The sequence below is a fragment of the Kytococcus sedentarius DSM 20547 genome (assembly GCF_000023925.1).
Taxonomy (GTDB): domain Bacteria; phylum Actinomycetota; class Actinomycetes; order Actinomycetales; family Dermatophilaceae; genus Kytococcus; species Kytococcus sedentarius.
Map to the genome: position 1 here is coordinate 2,524,262 of NC_013169.1, position 22,051 is coordinate 2,546,312.

A 22,051-nucleotide genomic window follows, 5' to 3' on the forward strand; every position below is an offset into this window, starting at 1 on the left:
CCGGTGTGGTCGGAGGGCGTTGCAGCTCACTTCTTGTTGCGGCGCTGGTGGCGCGTCTTGCGCAGCAACTTGCGGTGCTTCTTCTTGCTCATCCGCTTGCGACGCTTCTTGATGACGGAACCCATGCTTCACATCCTTTTCGGGGTGTACCTCGGCCCCTCTCGTGGATGGAGGCCTCACGACGGACAAAGAGTCCTGCTCTGCGCCACGGGCGTGGAGCACGGACTCGAAGACGGTGATCACCAAGGATACACGCCGCCGGCGCGGGCAGTGTCCGGATGGGGCCACGTCCCCTCCCCGCTCAGTCGAACCAGGGGTCCAGCCCGTGGTGCGGGAAGGTCGCCTCCCGGGCCGCCATGACGGCCTGGTCGACGGCGGACTCCGGGTCGTAGCCCGTCTCCCAGCTGCGCCACCACGGCCAGTCGCCCCCGGCGTCGCCGAGGGTGGCCGGGAACTCCCCGGTGATCTCCTCCACCCGCGCCCGCCACCCATCGGGCGTGTCCAGCGAGAGGTCCAGCTCGTTGCCGGCCACGACGGCCAGCAGCGCGCTCCAGCTGCGCGGCACCACGTCGGTGATGGAGTACCCACCGCCGCCCAGCGCCAGCCACCGGCCCTCGGTGACCGACCCGGCGAGCTCCCGCATCGACCCCATCGCGGCGACCTGGGCCTCCACGGACAGCCCCAGGTGGGCCAGCGGGTCCTTGGCGTGGCCGTCGCACCCATGCTGGGTCACCAGCACCGTCGGCTCGATGGCGTGCACCAGCGGCGGGACGATGGCGTGCACCGCGCGCAGCCAAGCCGCATCGCCCGTGCCCGGGGGCAGGGCCAGGTTCACCGCCGAGCCCACGGCGTCGGGCCCACCGACGTCCCCCGGGAAACCCGTCCCCGGGAACAGGACGCGCCCGGTCTCGTGCACCGAGACGGTCACCACCCGCGGGTCGTTCCAGAAGGCTGCCTCCACACCGTCCCCGTGGTGGACGTCCAGGTCCACGTAGACGATCTTCTCGGCCCCGCGGTCGAGCATCCGCTGGATGGCCAGGGCGCCATCGTTGTAGATGCAGAAGCCCGCCGCCCGCCCGGGCATGGCATGGTGCAAACCCCCGGCGATGTTCACCCCGCGCCGAGTCCGTCCGTCCATGATCGCGTCGGCCAGCACCAGGCTGCCACCGGCCGCCAGCGCCGAGGCCTCGTGCATGTGGGCGAAGGCCGGGGAGTCCTCGTCGCCGATGCCCAGCGCCCCGTCCGCGGATGCGGGGTCGGCCGAGACCTGCCGCACGTGCTCGACGTACTCGGCGTGGTGGACGGTCTGCAGCTCCTCGTCGGTGGCCATCACCGGGGGCACCACGTGCAGCCCCTGGAGCACCCCGAGCTCCTCGGCCAGGTCGTGCGTGAACTGAAGCCGCAACGGGTTCATCGGGTGCAGGGGGCCGAAGTCATACTTGACCAAGGCGGAGTCCCACACCATCCACCCCCGCTCGTCGGGGTGGTCCGCGGGATGTTGGGCCCGTTCGGCGTCGTCCATGACGACACGCTACCGAGAGGAAGAGCATGCAGCGTCACCGGCTCTACGACGAGGACACCCTCGTGATCGGGCTCGGCCGGTTCGGCACGGCGGTGGCCTCGGAGATGAAGTCCCTGGGCTACCGGGTGCACGCCATCGAGGAGAGGCCCCGGCTGGCCGAGCGGCACCACCGGCGGTTCGAGCACGTCCTGGCCTTGGACGCCACCGACCCAGAAGAGCTCGCGCAGGCCAAGCCGGAGATGTTCCGCATCGCGGTCGTGGCCATCGGGTCGTCGGTGGAGGCCTCCCTGCTCACGGCCGGCAACCTCGTGGACGCCGGGGTGCCCAGCATCTGGGCCAAGGCCGTCAGCGACGAGCACGCCCGCATCCTGGAGCGCATCGGGGTGCACCACGTCGTCTTCCCCGAGGCCGACAGCGGCCGGCGGGTGGCCCACCTGGTGAACGACACCCTGCGCGACTACATCGAGTTCGACGACGGGTACGCCATCGTGAAGATGACCCCGCCCACCGAGATGCTGGACAAGACCCTCACCGAGAGCCAGGTGCGCTCGCGCTACGGCGTCACCGTGGTGGGCGTGAAGGAACCCGGCGAGGACTTCCACCACGCCGTCCCCGGCACGATGGTGGGCCGCCACCACTCCATCATCGTCAGCGGCCCGGTGACCGCCATCGAACGGCTGGCCTCCCGCCCCTGAGACGCAGCTGACCCGCACCGGCGGTGCCGCGTGCGGGTCAGGTGTGCTCGGGCTCGCGGCCCGGTGCGGTGGTGCGTCAGTCCGGAGCGTCCCCGGTGGACTCGGCGGCGTCCTCGTCCACGTCGTTCTGCAGCGCCAGCGGGGTCTCGTCGGTGTCCGAGCCCAGCGGGATCATGAACGCGGCCTCCACCTCCGGCTGCCCCTCGACCACCACGTCGCGGCGGCCCTCGGTGGGGCGGTAGCCGATGGAGCTGGCGAACGCGACGGCCCGCCCGTTGTCGGTGTTCACCCAGTAGGCGAGGTGGCTGTAGCCCGCGTTACGGCCCACCAGCTCGGCGTGCTCCATGAGCTGTCGCGCGACCCCCTCGCCACGCAGCGACGGGGTGACCCAGATGCCGTAGACCTCCCCCAGGTCGTCGTCGTCACGGGTGTCCTCGTCCCCCACGGACGCGAGCGCCACCCACTCGGACCCCCGCTGCGCCCCGATGCGGGTGGCGTGGCTCATGCGCTCCTGCCACTCCTCATCACTGTGCTGGGACTCCTCTTCGTAGGAGGCCACGAAGGCCTCGGGGTCCTCCTGCAGCGCACGGAGCCGGAGGGTCTTGAAGATCTCCCACTCGTCCGCCGCGAGCTCGCGCACTGTGATGTCAGTCATGGGCACATGTTCCCATGACCGCAGCCCCTCACCGCAAGTGGACCAGCATCGGCAGCTCCACCCGGGGGTCCGACGGGTCCTCCGGGTGGGCCGGGACGGCGGGCCCCTGCGCCGTGAAACCACAGCCCTCGTAGAGCCGTCGAGCCGCCGGGTTGTCCTCCATCACGTCGAGGCGCAGCGTGGGCTCACCGAGCTCCCGCGCCCGCTCCATCACCGCCTCGACGATGCGGCGGGACAGGCCCGCGCCCCGGTGCGCCGGGGCCACGTACATGCTGATCAGCTCGGCGGGCAGGCCGTCCCCGGGCCGCATCAGCCGCGCCGCGCCCACCGGGAGGCCGTGCCGCACGGCGACCACCGTCTCGAGGACCGGGCTGGCCACCTGGCCGCGCCACTCATCGAGGCTTCGGCCCTCGTGCTCGGCGAGGGTGCTGCCGAAGGCCTCGGGCGCGACGGTCAGCATCTCGAGCCGGATGTCGCGCCAGAGGGCCACGTCGCGGTCCGATGCGGGGTCCAGCCAGACCAGGGCGTCGAGCCGCGCGGCGGGGTCCTGCTGGCCCCCGGGGCACGTGGCCCCGGGGCCGTCAGTCGTCATCCACCACGCCGTCGGAGAGGTCCTTGCTGCGCCGGGCCGCGGCCTCCATGGCCGAGAGGAAGGCCGCTCGCACCTTGTGGTCCTCCAGCTGGCGCAGCGCGGCGACGGTGGTGCCCCCGGGGCTGGAGACCATCTCCCGCAGCACCGTCGGGTGCTCCCCGGTCTCGCGCACCATCGTGGCGGCGCCGAAGAGGGTCTGCACCACCAGCTCGGTGGCCGTCGAGCGGGGCAGGCCGAGCAGCACGCCCGCCTCGATCATGGACTCGACCACGAAGAACAGGTACGCCGGGCCGGAGCCGGAGATGGCCGTGACCGCGTCCTGGTGCTTCTCGGCGATGGTGATGACCGAGCCGGTGGACTCCAGCACCGCCCGCGCGACCTCCACCTGGTCGTCGGTGCAGTGCTCGTCGGGCGAGAGGGCCGCCATGCCCTGCCCCACCTGGGCGGGGGTGTTGGGCATGGCGCGCACCACCGGGGTGCCTGCGGGCAGGCGGGCCTGCAGGAAGGCCAGCGGGATGCCGGCCGCCAGGGACATGACCACCACACCGGGGCGCAGGTGCTCACGCACCTGCCCCAGGGCGACGTCCATGTCCTGCGGCTTCACGGCCAGCACGACCACGTCGGACCCGGACACGGCCTCGGCCAACGGCGCGCAGGCCACGCCGAGGCCCTCGGCAGTGGTTGCCGCGCGTGCGGCGTCCCGGCCCACGAGCGTGATCCGCTCACCCGGGTGACCCGCGCGGACCAGACCCGCCGCGACGGTGCGCCCCATCACGCCGCTACCGACCATCGTGATGCGGGTCAGCTCGTCCAGGCCCTGCCCGGGCACGTCAGCCCTTCGAGAGCAGCGAGCGGGCGAAGAACATGACGTTCGCCGGACGCTCGGCCAGGCGGCGCATGAAGTACCCGTACCAGTCCGGCCCGTTGGGGAGGTAGACCCGCACCTGGTAGCCCTCGTCGATGAGGCGGCCCTCCTCGTGGGGCCGGATGCCGTAGAGCATCTGGTACTCCCAGGAGTCCGTGGAGCGGCCCGCGGAGTCGGCCAGGAAGCCGGCGATGTCGATCATGTTCGGGTCGTGCGTGGCCATCATCGGGTAACCCTGACCGTTCATCAGGATCTTGGCGCACTCCACGTAGTTCAGGTCGACCTCGTGGTCGTCCTGGAAGGCCACGGACTCGGGCTCGGCGTAGGCGCCCTTGCACAGGCGTACCCGGCTGCCCTCGCCGGACAGGTCGCGGCAGTCGGCCTGGGTGCGGTGGAGGTAGGCCTGCAGCACCGCACCGGTGCCGGGGAAGTCTTGGCGCAGCTCGCGCAGGATGCCCAGCGTCGAGTCGGTAGTGGTGTGGTCCTCCATGTCGAGGCTGATCGTGGTGCCGGCGTTCGCCGCCGCCCGGGCGATCTCGCGGGCGTTCTCCAGGGCGACCTTCTCCCCGTCCTTGCCCACGAACTGGCCCAGCGCGCTCAGCTTCAGCGAGAACTCGACCGTGCCGTCGGTGCTCAGGCCGGCGTTGCTCATGTCCTTGATGTAGCGCAGGTAGGCGTCCTTGGTGGCCGTCGCCTGGGCGAGGTCGGTGATGTCCTCCCCGAGGTGGTCGACGGTCACGGTGCGGCCCTGGGCCACCAGGTTCGCGCAGTCCCGCACCGCGTCGGCGAAGTCCTCACCGGGCACGTAGCGCGAGACCACCTTGTTGGTCACGGGCATCTTCACCATGGTGTCGCGGACGGCGGTCTGACGGCTCATGGCCAGGAACGCATCCCGCATCAGGGCGGACGGGTCGAGAACACTCACGACGGCAACTCTCTTTCGGTGGACGTGCCCCCATCATCCCCGATGGTGGGCAGCTCGCCGACCAGGAACCCCTGACAGGCCGGTCCGAGCAGGCGCGCCCGGTCCCGCACGGAGAGTCCGTCCAGCCGTGGGAGGCCCAGCACGCTGGTGCCGGCCATCATCCCCATCAGCAGCACCGCGGCCAGCTCGGTGCGCACCTCGTGGTGGTCCGGGCTGAGCTTCTCCACCACCGGCCGCAGGAAGCGCTCCACGATGAGGTGACGCAGGTACTCCTGCTCCTCCTGCTGCGAGGGCGCGGCCACGAAGGTGCCGGTCATGCGCACCGCGGTGTCGTGCCGCGACCAGAACCCCAGCACGAAGGCGATGAGCTCCTCACCGCAGGTCTCCGGCTGCAGGCCGTTGATGAAGGCGGCCAGCAGCTCGTCGTCGACCGTGGGTCGCATGGCGGCCACGAACAGGGCGCTCTTGCCGCCGTAGTAGTAGTTGACCAGGGCCGGGTCGACGCCCGCCTGCCGGGCGATCATCCGGACGGACACAGCGTCGTAGCCGTGGGTGGAGAAGAGCTCCAGGGCGGCGCCGAGGATGTCGGCCCGGGTGTCGCTCCCCGCAGGACGCGGGCCGCGGCGTGGTGCGTTCACTTCTGTCCTCCAGGACGGCGGTGCCGGACCCGATCAGGGTCCTTCCTGCATCGTGCCACGGACCGGTCCCCCCGGCACGACCTCGGCGGCGCCCGGCCCCCGGCCCCCCCGGCGCGGGGGCCCGGGCGCTGGTGGGCGGCTAGTTGTACTGACCGGAGACGTTGATCGACCCGATCGAGTTCAGTCCAAGGTGACGCTGGCGGCGGTGTCCGGTGGTGTGCCGATCTCGTCGACGGTGTGGCCCGAGCATGGATAGCGCGTGAGCGTAGCCTTGCGAATGCGGTCGAGAGAGAACCACCGCACAGCGCCGCGCAGTCGACACCAACCGATGAGGTACCAGCTACCACGGGTGCCGGCGAACAGAATGGGCTCGACGTCACGACGGGTGTGCTCGCCAGCGGCGGAGACGAAGTGGATGCGCAGCACTCGTTGATCTGTCATGGCCTGTTCGCAGGTCGAGCGGACGGACCGAGAGGTGCTGGGGGGCGAGTCGACCCAGACACGCTGCGCGAGCTCGCTCACCTGCTCGCGAGTGTGCGGGTCGAGGACATCCACGATCTTGCGGACGGCGGCTGCCGCGAGATCCGAGTACGGCGCATCGGGTGCGGCCTTGACCGCTGCCAGCAGTGCCAAGGCTTGAGCCGGTGACAACGCGATCGGCGGCAGGGAGCCACCTTCTACGATCCCGTACCCGCCGCCTGGACCAGGGCGGGACCACAGCGGCACCCCGGAAGCTTCGAGTGCCGTCAGGTCTCGTTTGATGGTCCGGACAGACACCCCGAACTCACGGGCAAGTCCCCCAGCACTCCTCCCACGCTTCCCGCTGCGCCTGAGGGCCTCCGACAGCGCGTGGAGGCGTTCCGAACGCTTCATCAGGAAACCATCGCCATATTCATGTCATAAATAGTGCCACTCCGTTGTCCAGGAGCCCTGCCAGCATCGAGCACATGACATCAAACGCAACGGACCAACCGCACGTGATCCTCGTTCCCGGCTACTGGCTAGGCGCCTGGGCCTGGGATGACGTGGTGCCCGCCCTGAAGGAGCAGGGGCTCGACGTCGAGGCCATCACTCCGTCGGGCCTCGACGAGCAGGATCCCAATCGGAAGAACACCACTCTGCAGGACCAGGTCGATGCCCTCCAGGCCCTTGTCGAACAGGCCGGCGGCGACGTCGTTCTCGTGGGGCATAGCGGCGCCAACGCCGCGGTGAGCACCGTCACGGACAGGACCCCCCAGTTGCTCCGCCGGGTCATCTGGGTCGATTCCGGGCCCATGCCAGACGGAGGAGCCTTCGCGCCGGAGCTCCCGCAGGACATCGAGGAGCTCCCGCTGCCCGACTTTGACACGCTCGGTCAGCAGGCCAGCCTCGAAGGGCTCAGCGACGGTCAGCTCAAGACCTTCCGCGCCCGCGCTGTCCCCGAGCCTGCAGGTGTCGCCCGCGCCACGGTCTCCTTGACCAATGATCGGCGCCACAGTGTGCCGACCACCCTGATCTGCTGCTCCCTGCCGTCCAACCAGGTCCTTGAGCTGGCCCAGGCACGACACCCCATGTTCGCCGCCGTCAACGACCTGATCGACGTCCAGATCGTCGACCTGCCCACTGGTCACTGGCCGATGTGGAGCCGCTCCGAAGATCTGGCCAACGCGATCGCCGCCGCCGCTCTCGCCTCCTGAGTTCCTCGTCACCGATGAAGGGGGTCAGCCACTGCCGCTGACCCCCTTCATCCCGTTCCGAGAGCCCCCCATGAGCCACAAGAACGCCGCCCTGACACCCCGCCACCGCTTGAAGGTCGCTCGCCTCGTCGTCGAGGATGGCTGGCCGATCAGCGAGGTGGCCGCTCGGTTCCAGGTGTCCTGGCCGACGGTGAAGCGGTGGGCCGACCGCTACCTCGCCGGCGAGTCCATGGAAGACCGGTCTTCGCGCCCGAGGGTGTCGCCGAACAAGACCCCGAAGACGGTGACCAAGCGGTGCGTCAGCCTGCGAATGCGGTTGCGCGAAGGCCCAGTTCAGCTCGCCGCTCGACTCGGCATCGCACCATCGACGGTGCACCGAATCCTCACGACGGCACGCCTCAACCGGCTGTCCTACGTCGACCGTGCCACCGGCGAGCCGATCCGCCGGTACGAACACCCCCATCCCGGCTCGCTGGTGCACGTGGACGTTAAGAAGCTCGGGAATATCCCCGACGGCGGCGGCTGGCGCTATGTCGGCCGACTCCAAGGCGAACGCAACCGCGCCGCCACGCCCGGGAAGCCGAAGAGCAAGTGGCACAACCCAAAGCTCGGGTACGCGTTCGTGCACACCGTCATCGACGAACACTCCCGCGTCGCGTACACCGAGGTCCACGACGACGAGACCGCCATCACCGCCGTCGCCGTCCTGCACCGGGCGGTCGAGTGGTTCGCAGACCGCGGTGTCACCATCGAACGGGTGCTGTCTGACAACGGCGGGGCATACCGGTCACACCTGTGGCGCGACACCTGCGAGGCCCTATCGATCACCCCGAAGCGGACCCGTCCGTACCGGCCGCAGACCAACGGAAAAGTGGAGCGCTTCCACCGGACCATGGCCGACGGGTGGGCGTACGCCCGCTGCTACACCAGCGAGCAAGAAAGACGTGACGCCCTGCCGGACTGGCTGCACCAGTACAACGAACACCGTCCGCATACCGCCTGCGGCAACCAGCCGCCCTCCTCACGATTGATCAACGTGCCCGGTCAGTACAGCTAGTGGGCGTGCTGGCGGGCGAACGCCAGCGACCGGGTCAGCCTGTCCACTCGCGTCGCCTCGTCCACGCCGCGGGTCCCCACCTCCACGATGATCGACCCGGAGAACCCGATCTCCCCCAGCATCCCCAGCACCTCCTCGCACGGCTGCGACCCGTCCCCGGGCACCAGGTGCTCGTCCTTGAGCGAGCCCGAACCGTCGGCCAGGTGCACGTGCGCCAGGGTGGGCCCCGCCGCACGGGCCATGGCCACCGCATCGGCGTGGGCGGTCGCGCTGTGCGAGAGGTCGAGCGTCACGTGGGCGTACTCGTGGTATGTGGGGTCCCAGCCCGGCAGGTACATGGGCACCTTCCCCCGGGCCCCGGTGCCGGGCACCCGCCAGGGGTACATGTTCTCCACGGCGATCTTGACCTCGGTGCGCGCCTGCCGCTCGGCGATCCCCTCGACGAATGCACGGCCGTAGGCCCGCTGCCAGGCGAAGGGCGGGTGGGCCACGACCGTCGGGCAGGCGAGCTCCTCGGCCAGCTCGATCGACCTGTCGATCTGGTCCCAGGTAGTGCCCCAGACGTGCTGCAGGAAGAACAGGGTGGGCGCGTGCACCGAGAGGATCGGCTGGCCGTGGTCCTCCGCGAGGCGTTGCAACCGCGGCACGTCACGGCTGAGCTTCTCGCCCCAGACCATGACCTCCACCCCGTCGTAGCCGAGCCGCTCGGCCATGGCGAAGGTGTAGGCGGTCTTCTGCGGGTAGCAGCTCGAGGCGGACAGCCCCACGGCCCAACGGCTCATGCCAGCTCCAGCAGGCCGGTGGTGTCCAGGTGGTCCAGGAACTGCAGGATCACACCCTCCCGCAGCGCCCAGGGGCAGATCTCCAGGCTCTCGATGCCGAGCAGGTCCATCGCCCCCTCGGCCACCAGGGCCCCGGCGAGGATCTGGTGCGCCCGTCCTTGGTTGACCCCCGGGAGCGAGGCGCGCTCGGACACCGGCATGGCCGCCAGCCGCTCCACCCACTCCTTGAGCGGCCCGCGCTCGACCGTGCGGCGCACGAAGGGCCCCTCCCCGCTGGGGGCGGCTCCCTGCAGGCGGGCGAGGCTCCGCATCGTCTTGCTGGTGCCGACCACCCGATGGGGGGTGCGCGCCGTGAGGTCGGGCACCACCTCGCCGATGGAGGCGCGGATGTAGCGGCGCAGGGCCCGCACCTGCTTCGGGTCGGCCACGTCACCGGGCAGGTGGCGCGTGAGGCGCCCTGCGCCCAGCGGCAGGCTGACGGCCGTGGAGGGGTCCTCGTCCCGTCCGGCCGCGAGCTCCAGCGACCCGCCGCCGATGTCCACCATGAGCAGGTGCCCGGAGGACCAGCCGTGCCAACGGCGCGCGGCCAGGAAGGTCAGGCGGGCCTCCTCCTCCCCGGAGAGCACCTGCAGGTCGATCCCGCTGGCCTCGCGGATTCGCGCCAACACGGCGTCGGTGTTTCCGGCGTCGCGAATGGCGGAGGTGGCGAAGCCGAGCACCTTCACGGCGCCCAGGTCGGCCGCGTGGTCGAGGCAGTCGGTGGCGAACGCGGCCAGCGTCTCGGCCCCGGCATCGTCGATGTCGCCCTCGGGCGTGAGGAATTCCGCGAGCCGCAGCTGGTGCTTGAAGGACGAGGCCGGCAGCGGGTGGGCCCCGGGACGGGCGTCGACGATCAGGAGGTGGACTGTGTTCGATCCGACGTCGATGACTCCCAGGCGCATGACCCCCAGCCTACGGGCGCGCAGGGGCCCTGCCTCCCGCCGCGGCGCCCCGGTCGGCACGGGGAGGTTGCCGGGGCGAGGTTGTCGGGGGGCGCGGATACGGTGCACGGGTGGCAGCGAAGAGTGGTGGCAGCAGGTCCCGCGAGCGGGAGTCCTACCGGTGCAGCGAGTGCGGGTGGACCACGGTCAAGTGGATCGGACGGTGCAAGGAGTGCCAGGCCTGGGGGACCCTGGTGGAGGCGGGCGGCCGCCCGGCGGGCAGGACCACCCCGGCCGCCTCTGTCCGCGAGCCCGCCCGCCCCATCGGGGAGGTGGACCTCTCGGCCTCCGAGCACCACGCCACAGGGGTGGAAGAGTTCGACCGCGTGCTGGGCGGCGGCATGGTGCCCGGCGGGGTGGTGCTGGTGGCCGGGGACCCGGGCATCGGCAAGTCCACCCTGCTGCTGGACGTCGCGGCCCGGGTGGCGGCCGGGGGCGGCCCCGCCCTGTACGTCAGCGGTGAGGAGTCCGCGGCCCAGGTGCGCATGCGCGCCGAGCGGATCGGCGCCGTCACCGACGGGCTCTACCTGGCCTCCGAAACCGACCTCGCCGCCGTGCTGGCCCACCTTGAGGCCGTGCAGCCCCGGCTGGTGGTGTTGGACTCCGTCCAGACCATCAGCTCGCAGGAGGTCGACGGGGCCGCCGGCAACGTGGCCCAGGTGCGGGAGGTCGCCGCCTCGGTGATCCGTGAGGCCAAGCACCGGGGGATCGCGACGGTGCTGGTCGGCCACGTCACCAAGGAGGGCGCGATCGCCGGGCCGCGGGTGCTGGAGCACCTCGTGGACGTGGTGGTGACCTTCGAGGGCGAGCGTCACTCCCGCCTGCGCCTGATCCGGGCGGTGAAGAACCGCTTCGGCCCCACCGACGAGGTGGGCTGCTTCGACCTGGACGAGTCCGGCATCACCGGGCTGGCCGACCCCAGCGGGCTGTTCGTCTCACGCCACGCAGCCCCGGTGCCCGGCACCTGCCTGACCGTGACCCTGGAGGGCCGCCGTCCGCTGGTGGCCGAGGTGCAGGCGCTGGCCGTCCCGACGCAGGCCCCCAGCCCACGGCGGACCACCAGCGGGGTGGACTCCTCCCGGGTGGCCATGACCGTGGCCGTGCTCAACCGGCACGGCGGGGTGCCGCTGGCCACCAGCGACGTCTACGTCTCCACCGTCGGCGGCGTGCGCCTCTCGGAGCCGAGCACGGACCTCGCCGTGGCCCTGGCGCTGGCCAGCTCGTTGGCGGACCAAGCACTGCCGGACGGCCTGGTCGCCATCGGCGAGGTGGGGCTGGCGGGCGACCTGCGCAATGCGCCCGGCACCGGGCGGCGTCTGGTGGAGGCGCACCGCATCGGGTTCGACAAGGCCGTGATCCCCCGGGGGGCCCTGGGCGACCAGCAGGCACCCGCCGGCATGAAGGTCTTCCAGGCCGACACGCTCGAGCACGCGATCGGAGCGGTGCTCAAGCGCTGAGCCAGCGGCGCGACGCCGTGCTCAGCACCAGCATCGAGCCCCGGGGGGCCCGACGCACAGCGTCCCGGGGATGATCCGCTGTGGGAGCGGATCATCCCCGGGACGGAAAGCTGGGGCTCAGCGGAAGTCGCCGGTGGACACGCCCTCGGCGTCCACCTCGTGCACGTCGACGTGCTCGCGCCGGACCGTCTCGGTCACCTCGTGGGGCACGGTGACGGTGCGCTTCACCACGCGGGCCTCCTCGTAGGGGACGGTCTCCAGGGTGACGACGGGGCGCTGCCGGTGCAGGGTCACGACCTGCACCTCCTCCTCGCGGGGCTGCGCGTCGACCTGCCGCTGCGCGAGCTGTTCCGCGCCGACCGCCTGGCCGCCCCCGGTGTCCACTGCCGTGCCGGTCCCGGGCGTGGCGGCCCCGCCGCCAGCCGCCGGGGCCTCCTCCACCTCCAGCACCTCGCGCTGCACCTCGACCTCGACGGTCACCGTCTCGGTGATCACGCGCTTGCGGACGCGGGTCGCGCCACGGGCCACCCGCTGCACGGCAGCGGTCAACTTCTCCTCGTGACGCACCAGGGAGGTGCGGTCACCTGTTCGGTTGTCCATGGACGGTTCTCCTCGCTGCGGTCGGTGATTCGCCCCCATCGTGTCGCACGGAGCGCCCGGGGACCACCCCGATGCCGGACCGGTGTCCGGTACGCGCCGTGGCAGGCGGGGACCTAGACTCACCCCGTGGAGACCGTGGACCAGGAGGCAGTGAACGCAGTGCTGGCGCTGCTGGCGCCCGGCACCGAGTTGCGAGACGGCCTGGAGCGGATCGTGCGGGGGCGCACCGGTGCCCTCATCGTGCTCGGTAACGACCGCGCCGTGGAGCAGATCTCCACCGGCGGCTTCGAGCTCAACGTGGACTTCTCCTCCACCCGACTGCGCGAGCTCGCCAAGATGGACGGCGCGGTGGTCCTCTCCAACGACCTCACCCGCATCGTGCGTGCCGCCACCCAGCTGGTGCCCGATGCGGCGATCGAAACCCGCGAGTCCGGCACCCGCCACCGCACCGCCGAGCGCGCGGCCCGGCAGACCGGCGTCCCGGTGGTGAGCGTCTCGGCCTCCATGTCCATGATCGCCCTCTATATGGGCGAGCACCGGGTGGTGCTGGAGGAGGTCAGCGCGATCCAGTCCCGCTCCAACCAGGCCCTGCAGACCCTCGAGCGCTACAAGATGCGCCTCGACGAGGTCGCCGCCGCCCTCTCGGCGCTGGAGATCGAGGACCTCGTCACCGTCCGCGACGTCGCGGCCGTGGCCCAGCGGCTGGAGATGGTGCACCGCATCCGCGAGGAGATCTCCCACTACGTGCTCACCCTGGGGCGTGACGGGCGCCTGGTGGACCTGCAGCTGTCCGAGCTGACCGCCGGACTCGGCAACGACCGCGAGCTGCTGGTGCGGGACTACGCGCCCTCGCACACCCCGTCCGGGGACCCTGCCGAGGTGGATGCGGTGCTGGCCGACATCGCGGCCTTGTCCACCGCCGAGCTGCTGGACCTGGGTTCCGTGGCCGCTGCGATGGGGCACCCGGTGGCCAGCGACACCCTGGAGCGCCCGCTCTCCCCGTGGGGTTACCGCCTGCTCTCGCAGATCCCGCGCCTGCCCCCGGTCATCGTCGACCGCGTCGTGCTGCACTTCGACGGCCTGCAGCACCTGCTGGGCGCCACCTTCGACGACCTGCACGAGATCGAGGGCATCGGCGACGCCCGCGCCCGCGCGATCCGCGAGGGGCTGAGCCGCATGGCCGAGACCAGCATCCTCGACCGCTACGTCTGAGGTGGCCGCACGCACCAGGGGGCCGGCCCCGCGCCGCGCCCCGGACGACGCCGCCCTCCGCCGGGGAGCCGCGCTGGCCGCACCGCTGGCCCACTGGTACGCCCGCCACGCCCGGGACCTGCCGTGGCGCCACGACGACTGCTCCCCGTGGGGCGTGCTCGTCTCCGAGGTGATGCTGCAGCAGACCCCGGTGGTGCGGGTGCTGCCCGTCTGGACCACGTGGATGGAGCGGTGGCCCACCCCGGCGGACCTCGCGGACGCCGGCCCCGGCGCGGCCGTGCGGGCCTGGGGCCGCCTCGGCTACCCCCGACGAGCCCTGCGCCTGGTGGACGCCGCGACCGCGATCCGGGACCACCACGGCGGGGAGGTGCCCTCCGACGAGGAGGCCCTGCGGAGCCTCCCCGGCATCGGGGAGTACACCGCCGCGGCCGTGGCGGCCTTCGCCTTCGGACAGCGGGCCGTGGTGGTGGACACCAACATCCGCCGCGTGCAGGCGCGCGCGGTCTCGGGGCGTGCCCTGCCCGCCCCCAGCTACACCGCCGCCGAACGCGCCCTGGCCACCGCCCTGCTACCGGCGGGCGCCGCGGAGAGCGTGCGCTGGAACATCTCCACGATGGAGCTCGGCGCCCTGGTCTGCACCGCCCGGAACCCCGCGTGTGGCCAGTGCCCGCTGGTCGACCCCTGCGCTTGGGTGGCCGCCGGGTCCCCGCAGGACGACGGGCCACCGCGGCGCGGCCAGGCCTGGGCGGGCACCGACCGGCAGGCGCGCGGCCGCATCGTGCAGGCCCTCCGCGATGCGGACGGCCCCCTCTCCCGCGAGCAGGTGCTCACCGCATCGGGGGCCACCGAGATGCAGGCGGAACGCTGCCTGAGCGGTCTGCTCGAGGACGGGCTGGCCGAGGGGGACGACCACACCGGGTACACGCTGCCGACCTGAGGTGGACGCCGGAGCCCGGTGAGGAGGGGTGGACAGAGCACGTGGCCAGGAGCACAGTTCAGGGATGACGAAGCGCACCGCACTCGCCCTGCTCACCGCCGCCGTGCTCACCGCGGCGCCGACCGCCACCGCTGCTCCCCCCGGCCCGGAGCTGGACTGGCGGACCAGCGTCACCGACAGCGACCAGAACCTCCGCGGCCTCGATGCGGTGAGCGCCTCCGAGGCGTGGGTCAGTGGTGAGTCCCGCAGTGGGGGCGCCGCCGGCATCTTCCACACCACGGACGGGGGCCGCAGCTGGCAGGACGTCACCCCGCCCGGTACCGAGGGGCTGAGCCTGCGGGACGTCGAGGTGGTCGGTGGCGCGGTGCACGTCCTGGCGATCGGGCCCGGCGAGGACTCCCGCATCCTGCGGACCACCGACGAGGGAGCCACCTGGCAGGAGACCTTCCGCAACGACGACCCCGCCGCCTTCTACAACTGCATGGCCTTCTACCCCGACGGTCGCCGCGGCCTCGCCGTGAGCGACCCGGTGGACGGCCGGATCCAGCTGGTGGCCACCGACGACGGGGGCCGCACCTGGGAGGTGCTGCCCGGCACCGGGATGGTTCCCACTGAGGGTGAGGCCCAGTTCTCGTCCAGCGGCGACTGCCTGACCGTCTCTGCCGACCGCGCCCACATCGTGACCGGGGGCGCGAGCTCGCGCGTGCTGACCTCCACGGACCACGGCCTGACGTGGACGGCGCGGGGCAGCGCCCTGCGCGCCGGGGACGCAGCGGGGGCCTTCGCTGCCTCGTTCACCGGACGGCACGGCATCGTGGTGGGAGGGGACTTCGACGACCCGGCGAACACCCGCCAGACCACGGCCCGCTCACACGCTGGTGGGGCCTGGCGGTCCGGTGAGGACCTGACGCACGTGGGTGAGGACGTGGCCCACGTACGGGGCAGTCGCCTTGCCCTGGCCACCGGCGACTACCGGGGCTCGGAGGGGACCAGCCTCACCCGGGACGGCGGGAAGAGCTGGGAGCGGGTGACCGACCAGGGCTTCCACACCCTGGACTGCACGCCCGGAGGCACCTGCTGGGGCGCCGGCAGTGAGGGCATGGTCGGCACGCTGCGCAGCTGAGACCCACCGGCACCTCCGCGGGACCTGCCCGAGCACGCCTGAGGCCCTCTCCCAGTGGGGAGAGGGCCTCAGGTCGTGGGTGCCGGGTCAGGACCCGGGCGGGACGATCAGAAGGGCGGGCCCACCAGCAGCAGGGCGGTGAAGACCACGGCCACCGCAGCGACCACCGCCAACACGGCCAGCACGGGATTGCGCAGGGCCCACCCGACAAGCCGCTCCAGCGGCCCGGCGCCGGGCTCCCGGCGCAGACGCCAGGCGTCGGCCAGCAGGCCCTTGCGCTGGGCCCACCGCTCGAACGGGATGGTCGCGAAGGGCACCACGGCGGCAACCAGCCCGAGCAGGGCGCGGCCGGCACCCCATCGCTGGTCCACGGCGACGACCACGACGGTCACCACGAAGAGCAGGAACACGAAACCGTGCACCGGCCCGGCGATGCTGACCCCCATCTCGGTGGTCTCGGTGACGTACTTCAGGAACATGCCCGTCAGGAGCAGCGCCCAGGTGATCGCCTCGGCGACCGCCACCCACCCGAACACCCGCCGGGGGGAGACGGCGTCGGCACGATGGCCGACACCCTCCCCCACGCGGTGCTCCTGCTGCGTCGCGGCGGTCACTCGCCCACCATCGCGCGGTCGGCGTCACCGGTCAGCTGGTCGACCGGCTTAGCGTCGAGGCTCCGGCGCGAGGTGAAGGTGAACCCTCGCGGCCCGACCGGGGCGGCCGAACCACTCGCGCCCGGGTTGATCGGCCCCGCGGGAGCGGCGGTCTCCTCCGCGGCCGGGGCGTCCACGTCGACCTCGATGATGTCCCCGGCCGCGAACTCGCCGTACAGGATTTTCTCGGAGATGACGTCCTCGATCTCGCGCTGGATGGCGCGGCGCAGCGGACGGGCACCCAGAACGGGGTCGTACCCGCGCTTGGCCAGCAGCTCCTTGGCGTCCTGCGTGAGCTCGATGGCCATGTCCTTGTCCGCGAGCCGCTCGGAGAGACGGTCGATCATCAGGTCGACGATCTGCACGATCTCGGCCTGCGACAGCTGCGGGAACACGACCGTGTCGTCCACACGGTTGAGGAACTCCGGGCGGAAGTGCTGCTTGAGCTCCTCCGAGACCTTGGCCTTCAGGCGCTCGTAGTCCGTGCCGGACTCCGGCCCGGCCGAGAAGCCGAGCGAGACGCCCTTAGCGATGTCCCGGGCACCCAGGTTGGTGGTCATGATGATGATCGTGTTCTTGAAGTCCACCGTGCGGCCCTGCGAGTCGGTCAGGCGGCCATCCTCGAGAATCTGCAGCAGGCTGTTGAACACGTCCGGGTGCGCCTTCTCGACCTCGTCGAAGAGCACCACGGAGAACGGCTTGCGGCGCACCTTCTCGGTGAGCTGGCCGCCCTCGTCGTACCCGACGTAGCCGGGGGGCGAGCCGAACATGCGGCTGACGGTGTGCTTCTCACCGAACTCGGACATGTCGAGCTGGATGAGGGCGTCCTCGTCGCCGAACAGGAACTCGGCGAGCGCCTTGGCCAGCTCGGTCTTGCCGACGCCCGTGGGGCCGGCGAAGATGAACGAGCCACCGGGGCGGCGGGGGTCCTTCAGGCCGGCGCGGGTGCGGCGGATGGCCTGGGACAGCGCGTGGATCGCGTCGTCCATGCCCACGATCCGCTTGTGGAGCTCGTCCTCCATCTTGAGCAGGCGGCTGGACTCCTCCTCGGAGATCCGGAAGACCGGGATGCCCGTGGTCGCGGCCAGCACCTCGGCGATGACGTCCTCGTCCACCACCGCGGCGACGTCCTGGTCGCCCTCCTTCCAAGCCTTCTCGCGCTCCCCGCGCTCGTTGAGCAGCTTCTGCTCGTCGTCGCGCAGCGAGGCCGCCTTCTCGAAGTCCTGGCCGTCGATGGCGGACTCCTTCTCGCGGCGGACGTTCGCGATCTTCTCGTCGATCTCCCGCAGGTCCGGCGGCGCGGTCATGCGCTGGATGCGCAACCGGGCGCCGGCCTCGTCGATGAGGTCGATCGCCTTGTCCGGCAGGAAGCGGTCGTTGACGTAGCGGTCGGCCATGTTCACCGCCGAGGCCAGGGCCCCGTCGGTGATGGAGACGCGGTGGTGCGCCTCGTAACGGTCACGCAGGCCCTTGAGGATCTCGATGGCGTGCGCCAGCGAGGGCTCGTTCACCTGGATCGGCTGGAAACGGCGCTCCAGCGCGGCGTCCTTCTCGATGTGCTTGCGGTACTCCTCCAGCGTGGTCGCACCGATGGTCTGCAGCTCGCCGCGCGCCAGCATCGGCTTGAGGATGTTGGCGGCGTCGATCGCGCCCTCGGCGGCACCCGCACCCACGAGGGTGTGGATCTCGTCGATGAACAGGATGATGTCGCCGCGCGTGCGGATCTCCTTGAGCACCTTCTTGAGGCGCTCCTCGAAGTCACCGCGGTAGCGGGAGCCGGCCACCAGCGACCCGAGGTCGAGGGTGTAGACGTGCTTGTCCTTCAGCGTCTCCGGCACGGTGCCGGCCACGATGTCGGCAGCCAGGCCCTCGACGACGGCGGTCTTGCCGACACCGGGCTCACCGATCAGCACCGGGTTGTTCTTGGTGCGGCGGCTGAGCACCTGCATGACGCGCTCGATCTCGGTCTCGCGGCCGATCACCGGGTCGAGCTTGCCCTCGCGGGCGGCCTGCGTGAGGTTGCGGCCGAACTGGTCCAGCACGAGCGACCCGGCAGGGGTGCCCTCGGCCTGTCCCCCGGACGCGCCGACGCCAGCGGCCTGCGGCTCGCCCTGGCCACCCTGGTAGCCGGAGAGCAGCTCGATCACCTGCTGGCGGACCGTGGAGAGGTCGGCGCCCAGCTTCACGAGCACCTGGGCGGCCACGCCCTCGCCCTCGCGGATCAGGCCGAGCAGGATGTGCTCGGTGCCGATGTACTGGTGGCCCAGCTGCAGCCCCTCGCGCAGCGAGAGCTCGAGCACCTTCTTGGCCCGCGGGCTGAAGGAGATGTGGCCGGAAGGGGCCTGCTTGCCCTGGCCGATGACCTCCTGCACCTGCTCGCGCACCGCATCGAGGGAGATCCCCAAGTTCTCCAGGGCCTGGGCGGCAATGCCCTCGCCCTCGTGGATCAGACCCAGCAGGATGTGCTCGGTGCCGAGGTAGTTGTGGTTGAGCATGCGTGCCTCGTCCTGTGCCAGGACGACGACGCGCCGTGCGCGGTCGGTAAACCGTTCGAACATCTCAGCTCCTTGCCTCGCGGGACCCCAAGGCTAGGCCGCGGACTGCGGCAGGAGGGGCTCGTGGAGCGCCTCGGACTGCTCGTTGCCTGACAGCCCACCTCGGGGGACGTTCTTGTACGGCTCAACAGTGCCGATCTGCGGGGTGTTCCGCTCCGGGCGGGTTGCTCGTTCGCTGTGCGCGAACCTCAGTCGCCGAAGAGGCGCACGGGGGTCGAACCGCCCGCTGCGGGCCGACCACCGGCCGGCCGGCCGGGTGCCGCATCGACCGGCGGGCTGCTCGCCAGCGCCCCGACCACCCTCCCCACCCAGGCCTCGAGCTGCTGGCCGGCCTGGGCCGCCTTCTCCGGGCCGCGGCGGTAGGGGTCCTCGACCGACTCCGCACGGGAGGACGGGACACGCACGCGCGACACCGTATCGACCAGCGCGGGCCCGGAGGGCACCGGCCCGGCCGCGGCCAGCTCGTCGACGGCGTGCAGGAAGTGGCCGAGCGTGTGGGTGCGCCGGGTCAGGGACGGCATCTCGTCCACTACGTAGGCCTTGTGACGACGCTCCATGGTGAGCACCAGGTCCGCCTCGCGCAGGATCGGCAGGCTGACCTGGCGTGCCGCGAAGCCCTCGGGGTCGCCGCCCCGCCGCCGCAGCTCGTGGGCCATCAGCTCGTCCATCGGGTTGCCGACCAGCGCCATGGTCCCCGCCGAGGAGAAGGTGAGCCCGTGCGGCGCGAGGTGCCGCGACCACCGCTCGGCGAACGTGGACCGGCAGATGTTGCCGGTGCAGACATAGAGGATGTGCACGTGGGCCTCCCGGCGGTCGCAGTCGCTCGGTGGGCGAGCGGCACCACCGAGATCACGAGGACCCCTCCGAGTGTAGGCGGGCGACGTCCGCTTGCGCGGGGCCTCGTCGCGGCGCAAGGGGCACGTGGTCGGGGTCACGCCCCCGGGGGCCGAACAGACCCCGTCGGTCCGACGGAAGGGGATACAGTGCTCGAGTTGTCCCTGCGGGTGCTGTGCGCCCCATCCCACCCCACTGACGGAGCACGTCTTGACGCTCGACGACATCCTGCGGCTCTCGCGCCGACACATCATCACCCTGGTCCTCAGCACCCTGTTGGGCATCGCGCTGGCCGCCGGGTGGGTGGCCCTGCAGAAGCCCGTCTACACGGCGACCGCCACCGGCGTGGTGCAGGCGAACGCCGGAACCGGCACGGTCGGTGAGTCCCTCTCCGGCAACTCCCTGGCGATCACCAAGAGCAAGACCTACGTCACCTACTTCAGCTCCCAGCCGGTGGCCGAGCGGGTCATCGAGGAGCTCGGGCTGGACACCAGCCCCAGCAGCCTCGCCGGCCGCGTCACGGCCAAGGTCGAGGAAGAGACGCCCAACATCACAGTGAGCGCCCGCGGGGACAGCCCGGAGCGCGCCAAGCAGCTGGCCGACACCGTCGTGGCCGAGACGGCCGAGTACGTACGCGAGCTGGAGACGCAGAATATGTCCGCCGCGCCGAACCAGCCCGAGGGCGAGGAGGGGCAGCAGCAGGACCAGGCGCCCGCGACCAGCATCCTGCCCCTGGCCAACGCCGAGCTCCCCTCCTCCCCCACCGAGCCGCAGCCGGCCCGCGCCCTGGTCCTCGGTGGCCTGGCCGGTCTGGCGCTGGGCTACGTGATCGCCTGGTTCCGTCACCGTCAGGACACCCGGGTGCGCACGCAGGAGGACATCGAGGAGGCGGCCGGCGGCGCCCCGACGCTGGGCCTCATCCCCGCGAACGAGGCCCTGGCCTCCCCCGAGCGCGCCGTGCGCGACAGCGGCGAGGTGGACTTCTCCACCCGCGAGGCGCTGCGCCAGTTCCGCACCAACCTGCGCTTCGTGAACGTCGACCACGCGCCGAAGTCGATCGTCGTCACATCGGCCCGCATGGGCGAGGGCAAGTCGACGATCTCCTCCAACCTGGCCTACCTGCTGGCCGAGGGCGGCGAGCGCGTGATCCTGGTGGACGCCGACCTGCGTCGCCCGTCCGTGGCCGGCATCTTCGACATCGACTCCTCGGTGGGCCTCACCCAGGTGCTCGCCGGCTCCGCCGACCTGGCCGATGCGGTGCAGCCCACCGAACACCCGAACCTGATGGTGCTGCCGGCCGGCACCATCCCGCCCAACCCCTCGGAGCTGCTCGGCTCGCAGCGCATGCGCGACCTCATCGCGACGCTCACGCAGACGCACCGCGTGATCCTGGACGCCCCGCCGCTGCTGCCGGTGACCGACGCCGCCCTGCTCACCACGAGCACCGACGGCGCCGTGCTGGTGGTGGCCGCGAACGACACCCGCAAGGAGCACGTCGAGCGCGCTACGGCGAACCTGCGCAACGTGAACGCGCTCCTGCTGGGTGCGGTCATCAACCGCGCCTCAGTGAGCCGCCTGAACCGCATCCTCTACGGGGAGGGCTATGGCTACGGCTCCTACGGGTACGGCTACGGCAACAGCTACGGCGACGACGTGAAGAGCAAGGGCAAGAAGCACCGCAAGAAGTGATCCACGGCGTGAGCCGGCTCGCCCCCGCGTGTCGGTGAAGACGAGGAAGGGCCCCGGGATGGATCCCGGGGCCCCTTCCTCGTGTGCCGGGGTGCGAGACCCCGGGCGCTCAGTCGACGACGATCAGCCGTTGGCCTTGGCGTATGCCTCCTCGAGATCGGCCGAGAGACGGCCGCGCTCGCTGACCTTCCAGCCGTTCTCACGGCCCCACTCGCGGATGGCTGCGATCTCGCGCTTGCGCGCGGCGCCCGTGGCCGCCGGACGGCGACCGGCCGGCTTGCGACCGGTGGCCTTGCGCGCCGCACCCACCCAGGGGGCGAAGTCGTCGCGCAGCTTGGCCGCGTTGTCTGCATTCAGGTCGATCTCGTAGGCGACGCCGTCCACGGAGAAAGAAACGGTCTCCACGGCCTCACCGCCGTCCAGGTCGTCCTCGAGGATGGTCACATGTCGCTGCACCATGTCGGTCCCTTCATCGTTCACGTCATCCCCCCCGTCTCTCCAGAGGGGTCAGGTGCCCATTCGACACCAGAATGCCCCCTCCCCGCAAAACGACGTGGTTCGTTCGCTTCACGCAGTCCGCAGTTCGCCGAAGAATCTGCGGGGA

General features: G+C 71.4%; 23 protein-coding genes and 1 pseudogene. 8 read left to right on the forward strand and 16 right to left on the reverse strand.

Going from position 1 to position 22,051, the window contains the following annotated elements:
- Positions 1-26: 26 nt before the first annotated feature.
- Both KSED_RS14365 and KSED_RS11945 read right to left on the reverse strand, forming a co-directional pair.
- Positions 27-125 carry a 30S ribosomal protein bS22 gene (locus KSED_RS14365; protein ID WP_005504750.1) on the reverse strand — a complete coding sequence of 33 codons (99 nt, stop codon included), beginning with the start codon at positions 123-125 and terminating at the stop codon, positions 27-29.
- A 176-nt stretch (positions 126-301) separates the two neighbouring features.
- On the reverse strand, positions 302-1,522 hold the full coding sequence (locus tag KSED_RS11945) for an acetoin utilization protein AcuC (RefSeq protein WP_015780334.1): 1,221 nt from the start codon (positions 1,520-1,522) through the stop codon (positions 302-304).
- A gap of 26 nt (positions 1,523-1,548) precedes the next feature.
- Here KSED_RS11945 and KSED_RS11950 point away from each other — a divergent pair, with 26 nt between their 5' ends.
- Positions 1,549-2,217 carry a potassium channel family protein gene (locus KSED_RS11950; RefSeq protein WP_015780335.1) on the forward strand — a complete coding sequence of 223 codons (669 nt, stop codon included), beginning with the start codon at positions 1,549-1,551 and terminating at the stop codon, positions 2,215-2,217.
- 76 nt (positions 2,218-2,293) lie between these two features.
- Here KSED_RS11950 and KSED_RS11955 read toward each other — a convergent pair whose 3' ends face one another.
- The 7 genes and pseudogenes from KSED_RS11955 to KSED_RS15800 form a co-directional block, all read right to left on the reverse strand.
- On the reverse strand, positions 2,294-2,872 hold the full coding sequence (locus KSED_RS11955) for a GNAT family N-acetyltransferase (protein WP_015780336.1): 579 nt from the start codon (positions 2,870-2,872) through the stop codon (positions 2,294-2,296).
- Positions 2,873-2,900: 28 nt separating this feature from the next.
- On the reverse strand, positions 2,901-3,464 hold the full coding sequence (locus KSED_RS11960; protein ID WP_015780337.1) for a GNAT family N-acetyltransferase: 564 nt from the start codon (positions 3,462-3,464) through the stop codon (positions 2,901-2,903).
- Positions 3,454-4,293 (reverse strand): pyrroline-5-carboxylate reductase, encoded by an 840-nt coding sequence (proC, locus tag KSED_RS11965; RefSeq protein WP_015780338.1) that lies wholly within the window; start codon positions 4,291-4,293, stop codon positions 3,454-3,456. The genes KSED_RS11960 and proC overlap by 11 nt, the downstream gene beginning before the upstream one ends.
- Position 4,294: 1 nt before the next feature.
- On the reverse strand, positions 4,295-5,254 hold the full coding sequence (locus KSED_RS11970) for a proline dehydrogenase family protein (RefSeq protein WP_015780339.1): 960 nt from the start codon (positions 5,252-5,254) through the stop codon (positions 4,295-4,297).
- Positions 5,251-5,892 carry a TetR/AcrR family transcriptional regulator gene (locus KSED_RS13875; RefSeq protein ID WP_015780340.1) on the reverse strand — a complete coding sequence of 214 codons (642 nt, stop codon included), beginning with the start codon at positions 5,890-5,892 and terminating at the stop codon, positions 5,251-5,253. Before KSED_RS13875 ends, KSED_RS11970 begins: the two co-directional genes overlap by 4 nt.
- A 180-nt stretch (positions 5,893-6,072) precedes the next feature.
- The gene (locus tag KSED_RS11980) at positions 6,073-6,525 is read right to left on the reverse strand and encodes a helix-turn-helix transcriptional regulator (protein WP_015780341.1); all 453 of its coding nucleotides are present in this window, start codon (positions 6,523-6,525) and stop codon (positions 6,073-6,075) included.
- Positions 6,526-6,591: 66 nt separating this feature from the next.
- Positions 6,592-6,765: pseudogene (locus KSED_RS15800) on the reverse strand (HTH domain-containing protein); the annotation flags it as partial.
- Between the two features lie 74 nt (positions 6,766-6,839).
- Between KSED_RS15800 and KSED_RS11985 the strand changes: the two are divergent.
- Complete coding sequence (locus KSED_RS11985; protein ID WP_015780342.1) at positions 6,840-7,568, forward strand: alpha/beta fold hydrolase; 729 nt, start codon at positions 6,840-6,842, stop codon at positions 7,566-7,568.
- A gap of 70 nt (positions 7,569-7,638) precedes the next feature.
- Positions 7,639-8,625, forward strand: a complete 987-nt coding sequence (locus KSED_RS11990; protein WP_015780343.1) for an IS481 family transposase — start codon at positions 7,639-7,641, stop codon at positions 8,623-8,625.
- Here KSED_RS11990 and KSED_RS11995 read toward each other — a convergent pair.
- The gene (locus KSED_RS11995; RefSeq protein WP_015780344.1) at positions 8,622-9,407 is read right to left on the reverse strand and encodes a sugar phosphate isomerase/epimerase family protein; all 786 of its coding nucleotides are present in this window, start codon (positions 9,405-9,407) and stop codon (positions 8,622-8,624) included. The genes KSED_RS11990 and KSED_RS11995 overlap by 4 nt on opposite strands.
- Positions 9,404-10,348: a Ppx/GppA family phosphatase gene (locus KSED_RS12000; RefSeq protein ID WP_015780345.1), complete on the reverse strand. Its 945-nt coding sequence runs from the start codon at positions 10,346-10,348 to the stop codon at positions 9,404-9,406. The genes KSED_RS11995 and KSED_RS12000 overlap by 4 nt, the downstream gene beginning before the upstream one ends.
- 110 nt (positions 10,349-10,458) lie before the next feature.
- Here KSED_RS12000 and radA point away from each other — a divergent pair, with 110 nt between their 5' ends.
- Positions 10,459-11,844, forward strand: coding sequence for a DNA repair protein RadA (gene radA / locus KSED_RS12005; protein WP_015780346.1), 1,386 nt, complete (start codon positions 10,459-10,461; stop codon positions 11,842-11,844).
- A 117-nt stretch (positions 11,845-11,961) separates the two neighbouring features.
- Here the strand turns inward: radA and KSED_RS12010 are convergent, their stop codons facing one another.
- The gene (locus tag KSED_RS12010; protein WP_015780347.1) at positions 11,962-12,444 is read right to left on the reverse strand and encodes a DUF2382 domain-containing protein; all 483 of its coding nucleotides are present in this window, start codon (positions 12,442-12,444) and stop codon (positions 11,962-11,964) included.
- Between the two features lie 126 nt (positions 12,445-12,570).
- Here KSED_RS12010 and disA point away from each other — a divergent pair, with 126 nt between their 5' ends.
- From disA to KSED_RS12025, 3 genes are all read left to right on the forward strand, one after another.
- Positions 12,571-13,656 carry a DNA integrity scanning diadenylate cyclase DisA gene (gene disA / locus KSED_RS12015; protein ID WP_015780348.1) on the forward strand — a complete coding sequence of 362 codons (1,086 nt, stop codon included), beginning with the start codon at positions 12,571-12,573 and terminating at the stop codon, positions 13,654-13,656.
- A gap of 1 nt (position 13,657) precedes the next feature.
- On the forward strand, positions 13,658-14,593 hold the full coding sequence (locus KSED_RS12020; protein ID WP_015780349.1) for an iron-sulfur binding domain-containing protein: 936 nt from the start codon (positions 13,658-13,660) through the stop codon (positions 14,591-14,593).
- 64 nt (positions 14,594-14,657) lie between these two features.
- Entirely contained in the window at positions 14,658-15,716 is a 1,059-nt protein-coding gene (locus tag KSED_RS12025; protein ID WP_015780350.1) for a beta propeller repeat protein, read from the forward strand.
- A 107-nt stretch (positions 15,717-15,823) separates the two neighbouring features.
- Here the strand turns inward: KSED_RS12025 and KSED_RS12030 are convergent, their stop codons facing one another.
- The 3 genes from KSED_RS12030 to KSED_RS12040 all read right to left on the reverse strand — a co-directional run bounded on the left by KSED_RS12030 (position 15,824) and on the right by KSED_RS12040 (position 19,721).
- Positions 15,824-16,330, reverse strand: a complete 507-nt coding sequence (locus tag KSED_RS12030; protein ID WP_015780351.1) for a DUF3817 domain-containing protein — start codon at positions 16,328-16,330, stop codon at positions 15,824-15,826.
- Positions 16,327-18,927, reverse strand: a complete 2,601-nt coding sequence (locus KSED_RS12035; RefSeq protein WP_015780352.1) for an ATP-dependent Clp protease ATP-binding subunit — start codon at positions 18,925-18,927, stop codon at positions 16,327-16,329. The genes KSED_RS12030 and KSED_RS12035 overlap by 4 nt, the downstream gene beginning before the upstream one ends.
- 185 nt (positions 18,928-19,112) lie before the next feature.
- Positions 19,113-19,721 (reverse strand): arsenate reductase/protein-tyrosine-phosphatase family protein, encoded by a 609-nt coding sequence (locus KSED_RS12040; protein ID WP_015780353.1) that lies wholly within the window; start codon positions 19,719-19,721, stop codon positions 19,113-19,115.
- 247 nt (positions 19,722-19,968) lie between these two features.
- Between KSED_RS12040 and KSED_RS12045 the strand changes: the two genes are divergently transcribed.
- Complete coding sequence (locus tag KSED_RS12045; protein ID WP_015780354.1) at positions 19,969-21,447, forward strand: tyrosine-protein kinase domain-containing protein; 1,479 nt, start codon at positions 19,969-19,971, stop codon at positions 21,445-21,447.
- 123 nt (positions 21,448-21,570) lie between these two features.
- Here KSED_RS12045 and KSED_RS12050 read toward each other — a convergent pair whose 3' ends face one another.
- A complete protein-coding gene (locus KSED_RS12050) occupies positions 21,571-21,906 on the reverse strand; it encodes a histone-like nucleoid-structuring protein Lsr2 (protein ID WP_041291685.1) in 336 nt (111 codons plus the stop codon).
- Positions 21,907-22,051 lie beyond the last annotated feature (145 nt).

Excerpts from the sequence above, each read along its gene's own strand:
- KSED_RS11990 (WP_015780343.1), top strand. The coding sequence starts at position 7,639 with ATGAGCCACAAGAACGCCGCCCTGACACCCCGCCACCGCTTGAAGGTC.
- KSED_RS11960 (WP_015780337.1), bottom strand. The coding sequence starts at position 3,464 with ATGACGACTGACGGCCCCGGGGCCACGTGCCCCGGGGGCCAGCAGGAC.
- KSED_RS11945 (WP_015780334.1), bottom strand. The coding sequence starts at position 1,522 with ATGGACGACGCCGAACGGGCCCAACATCCCGCGGACCACCCCGACGAG.
- KSED_RS12050 (WP_041291685.1), bottom strand. The coding sequence starts at position 21,906 with ATGGTGCAGCGACATGTGACCATCCTCGAGGACGACCTGGACGGCGGT.
- KSED_RS11955 (WP_015780336.1), bottom strand. The coding sequence starts at position 2,872 with ATGACTGACATCACAGTGCGCGAGCTCGCGGCGGACGAGTGGGAGATC.
- KSED_RS11995 (WP_015780344.1), bottom strand. The coding sequence starts at position 9,407 with ATGAGCCGTTGGGCCGTGGGGCTGTCCGCCTCGAGCTGCTACCCGCAG.
- KSED_RS14365 (WP_005504750.1), bottom strand. The coding sequence starts at position 125 with ATGGGTTCCGTCATCAAGAAGCGTCGCAAGCGGATGAGCAAGAAGAAG.
- KSED_RS12000 (WP_015780345.1), bottom strand. The coding sequence starts at position 10,348 with ATGCGCCTGGGAGTCATCGACGTCGGATCGAACACAGTCCACCTCCTG.
- KSED_RS12025 (WP_015780350.1), top strand. The coding sequence starts at position 14,658 with ATGACGAAGCGCACCGCACTCGCCCTGCTCACCGCCGCCGTGCTCACC.
- KSED_RS12010 (WP_015780347.1), bottom strand. The coding sequence starts at position 12,444 with ATGGACAACCGAACAGGTGACCGCACCTCCCTGGTGCGTCACGAGGAG.
- KSED_RS11985 (WP_015780342.1), top strand. The coding sequence starts at position 6,840 with ATGACATCAAACGCAACGGACCAACCGCACGTGATCCTCGTTCCCGGC.
- KSED_RS11950 (WP_015780335.1), top strand. The coding sequence starts at position 1,549 with ATGCAGCGTCACCGGCTCTACGACGAGGACACCCTCGTGATCGGGCTC.
- KSED_RS12035 (WP_015780352.1), bottom strand. The coding sequence starts at position 18,927 with ATGTTCGAACGGTTTACCGACCGCGCACGGCGCGTCGTCGTCCTGGCA.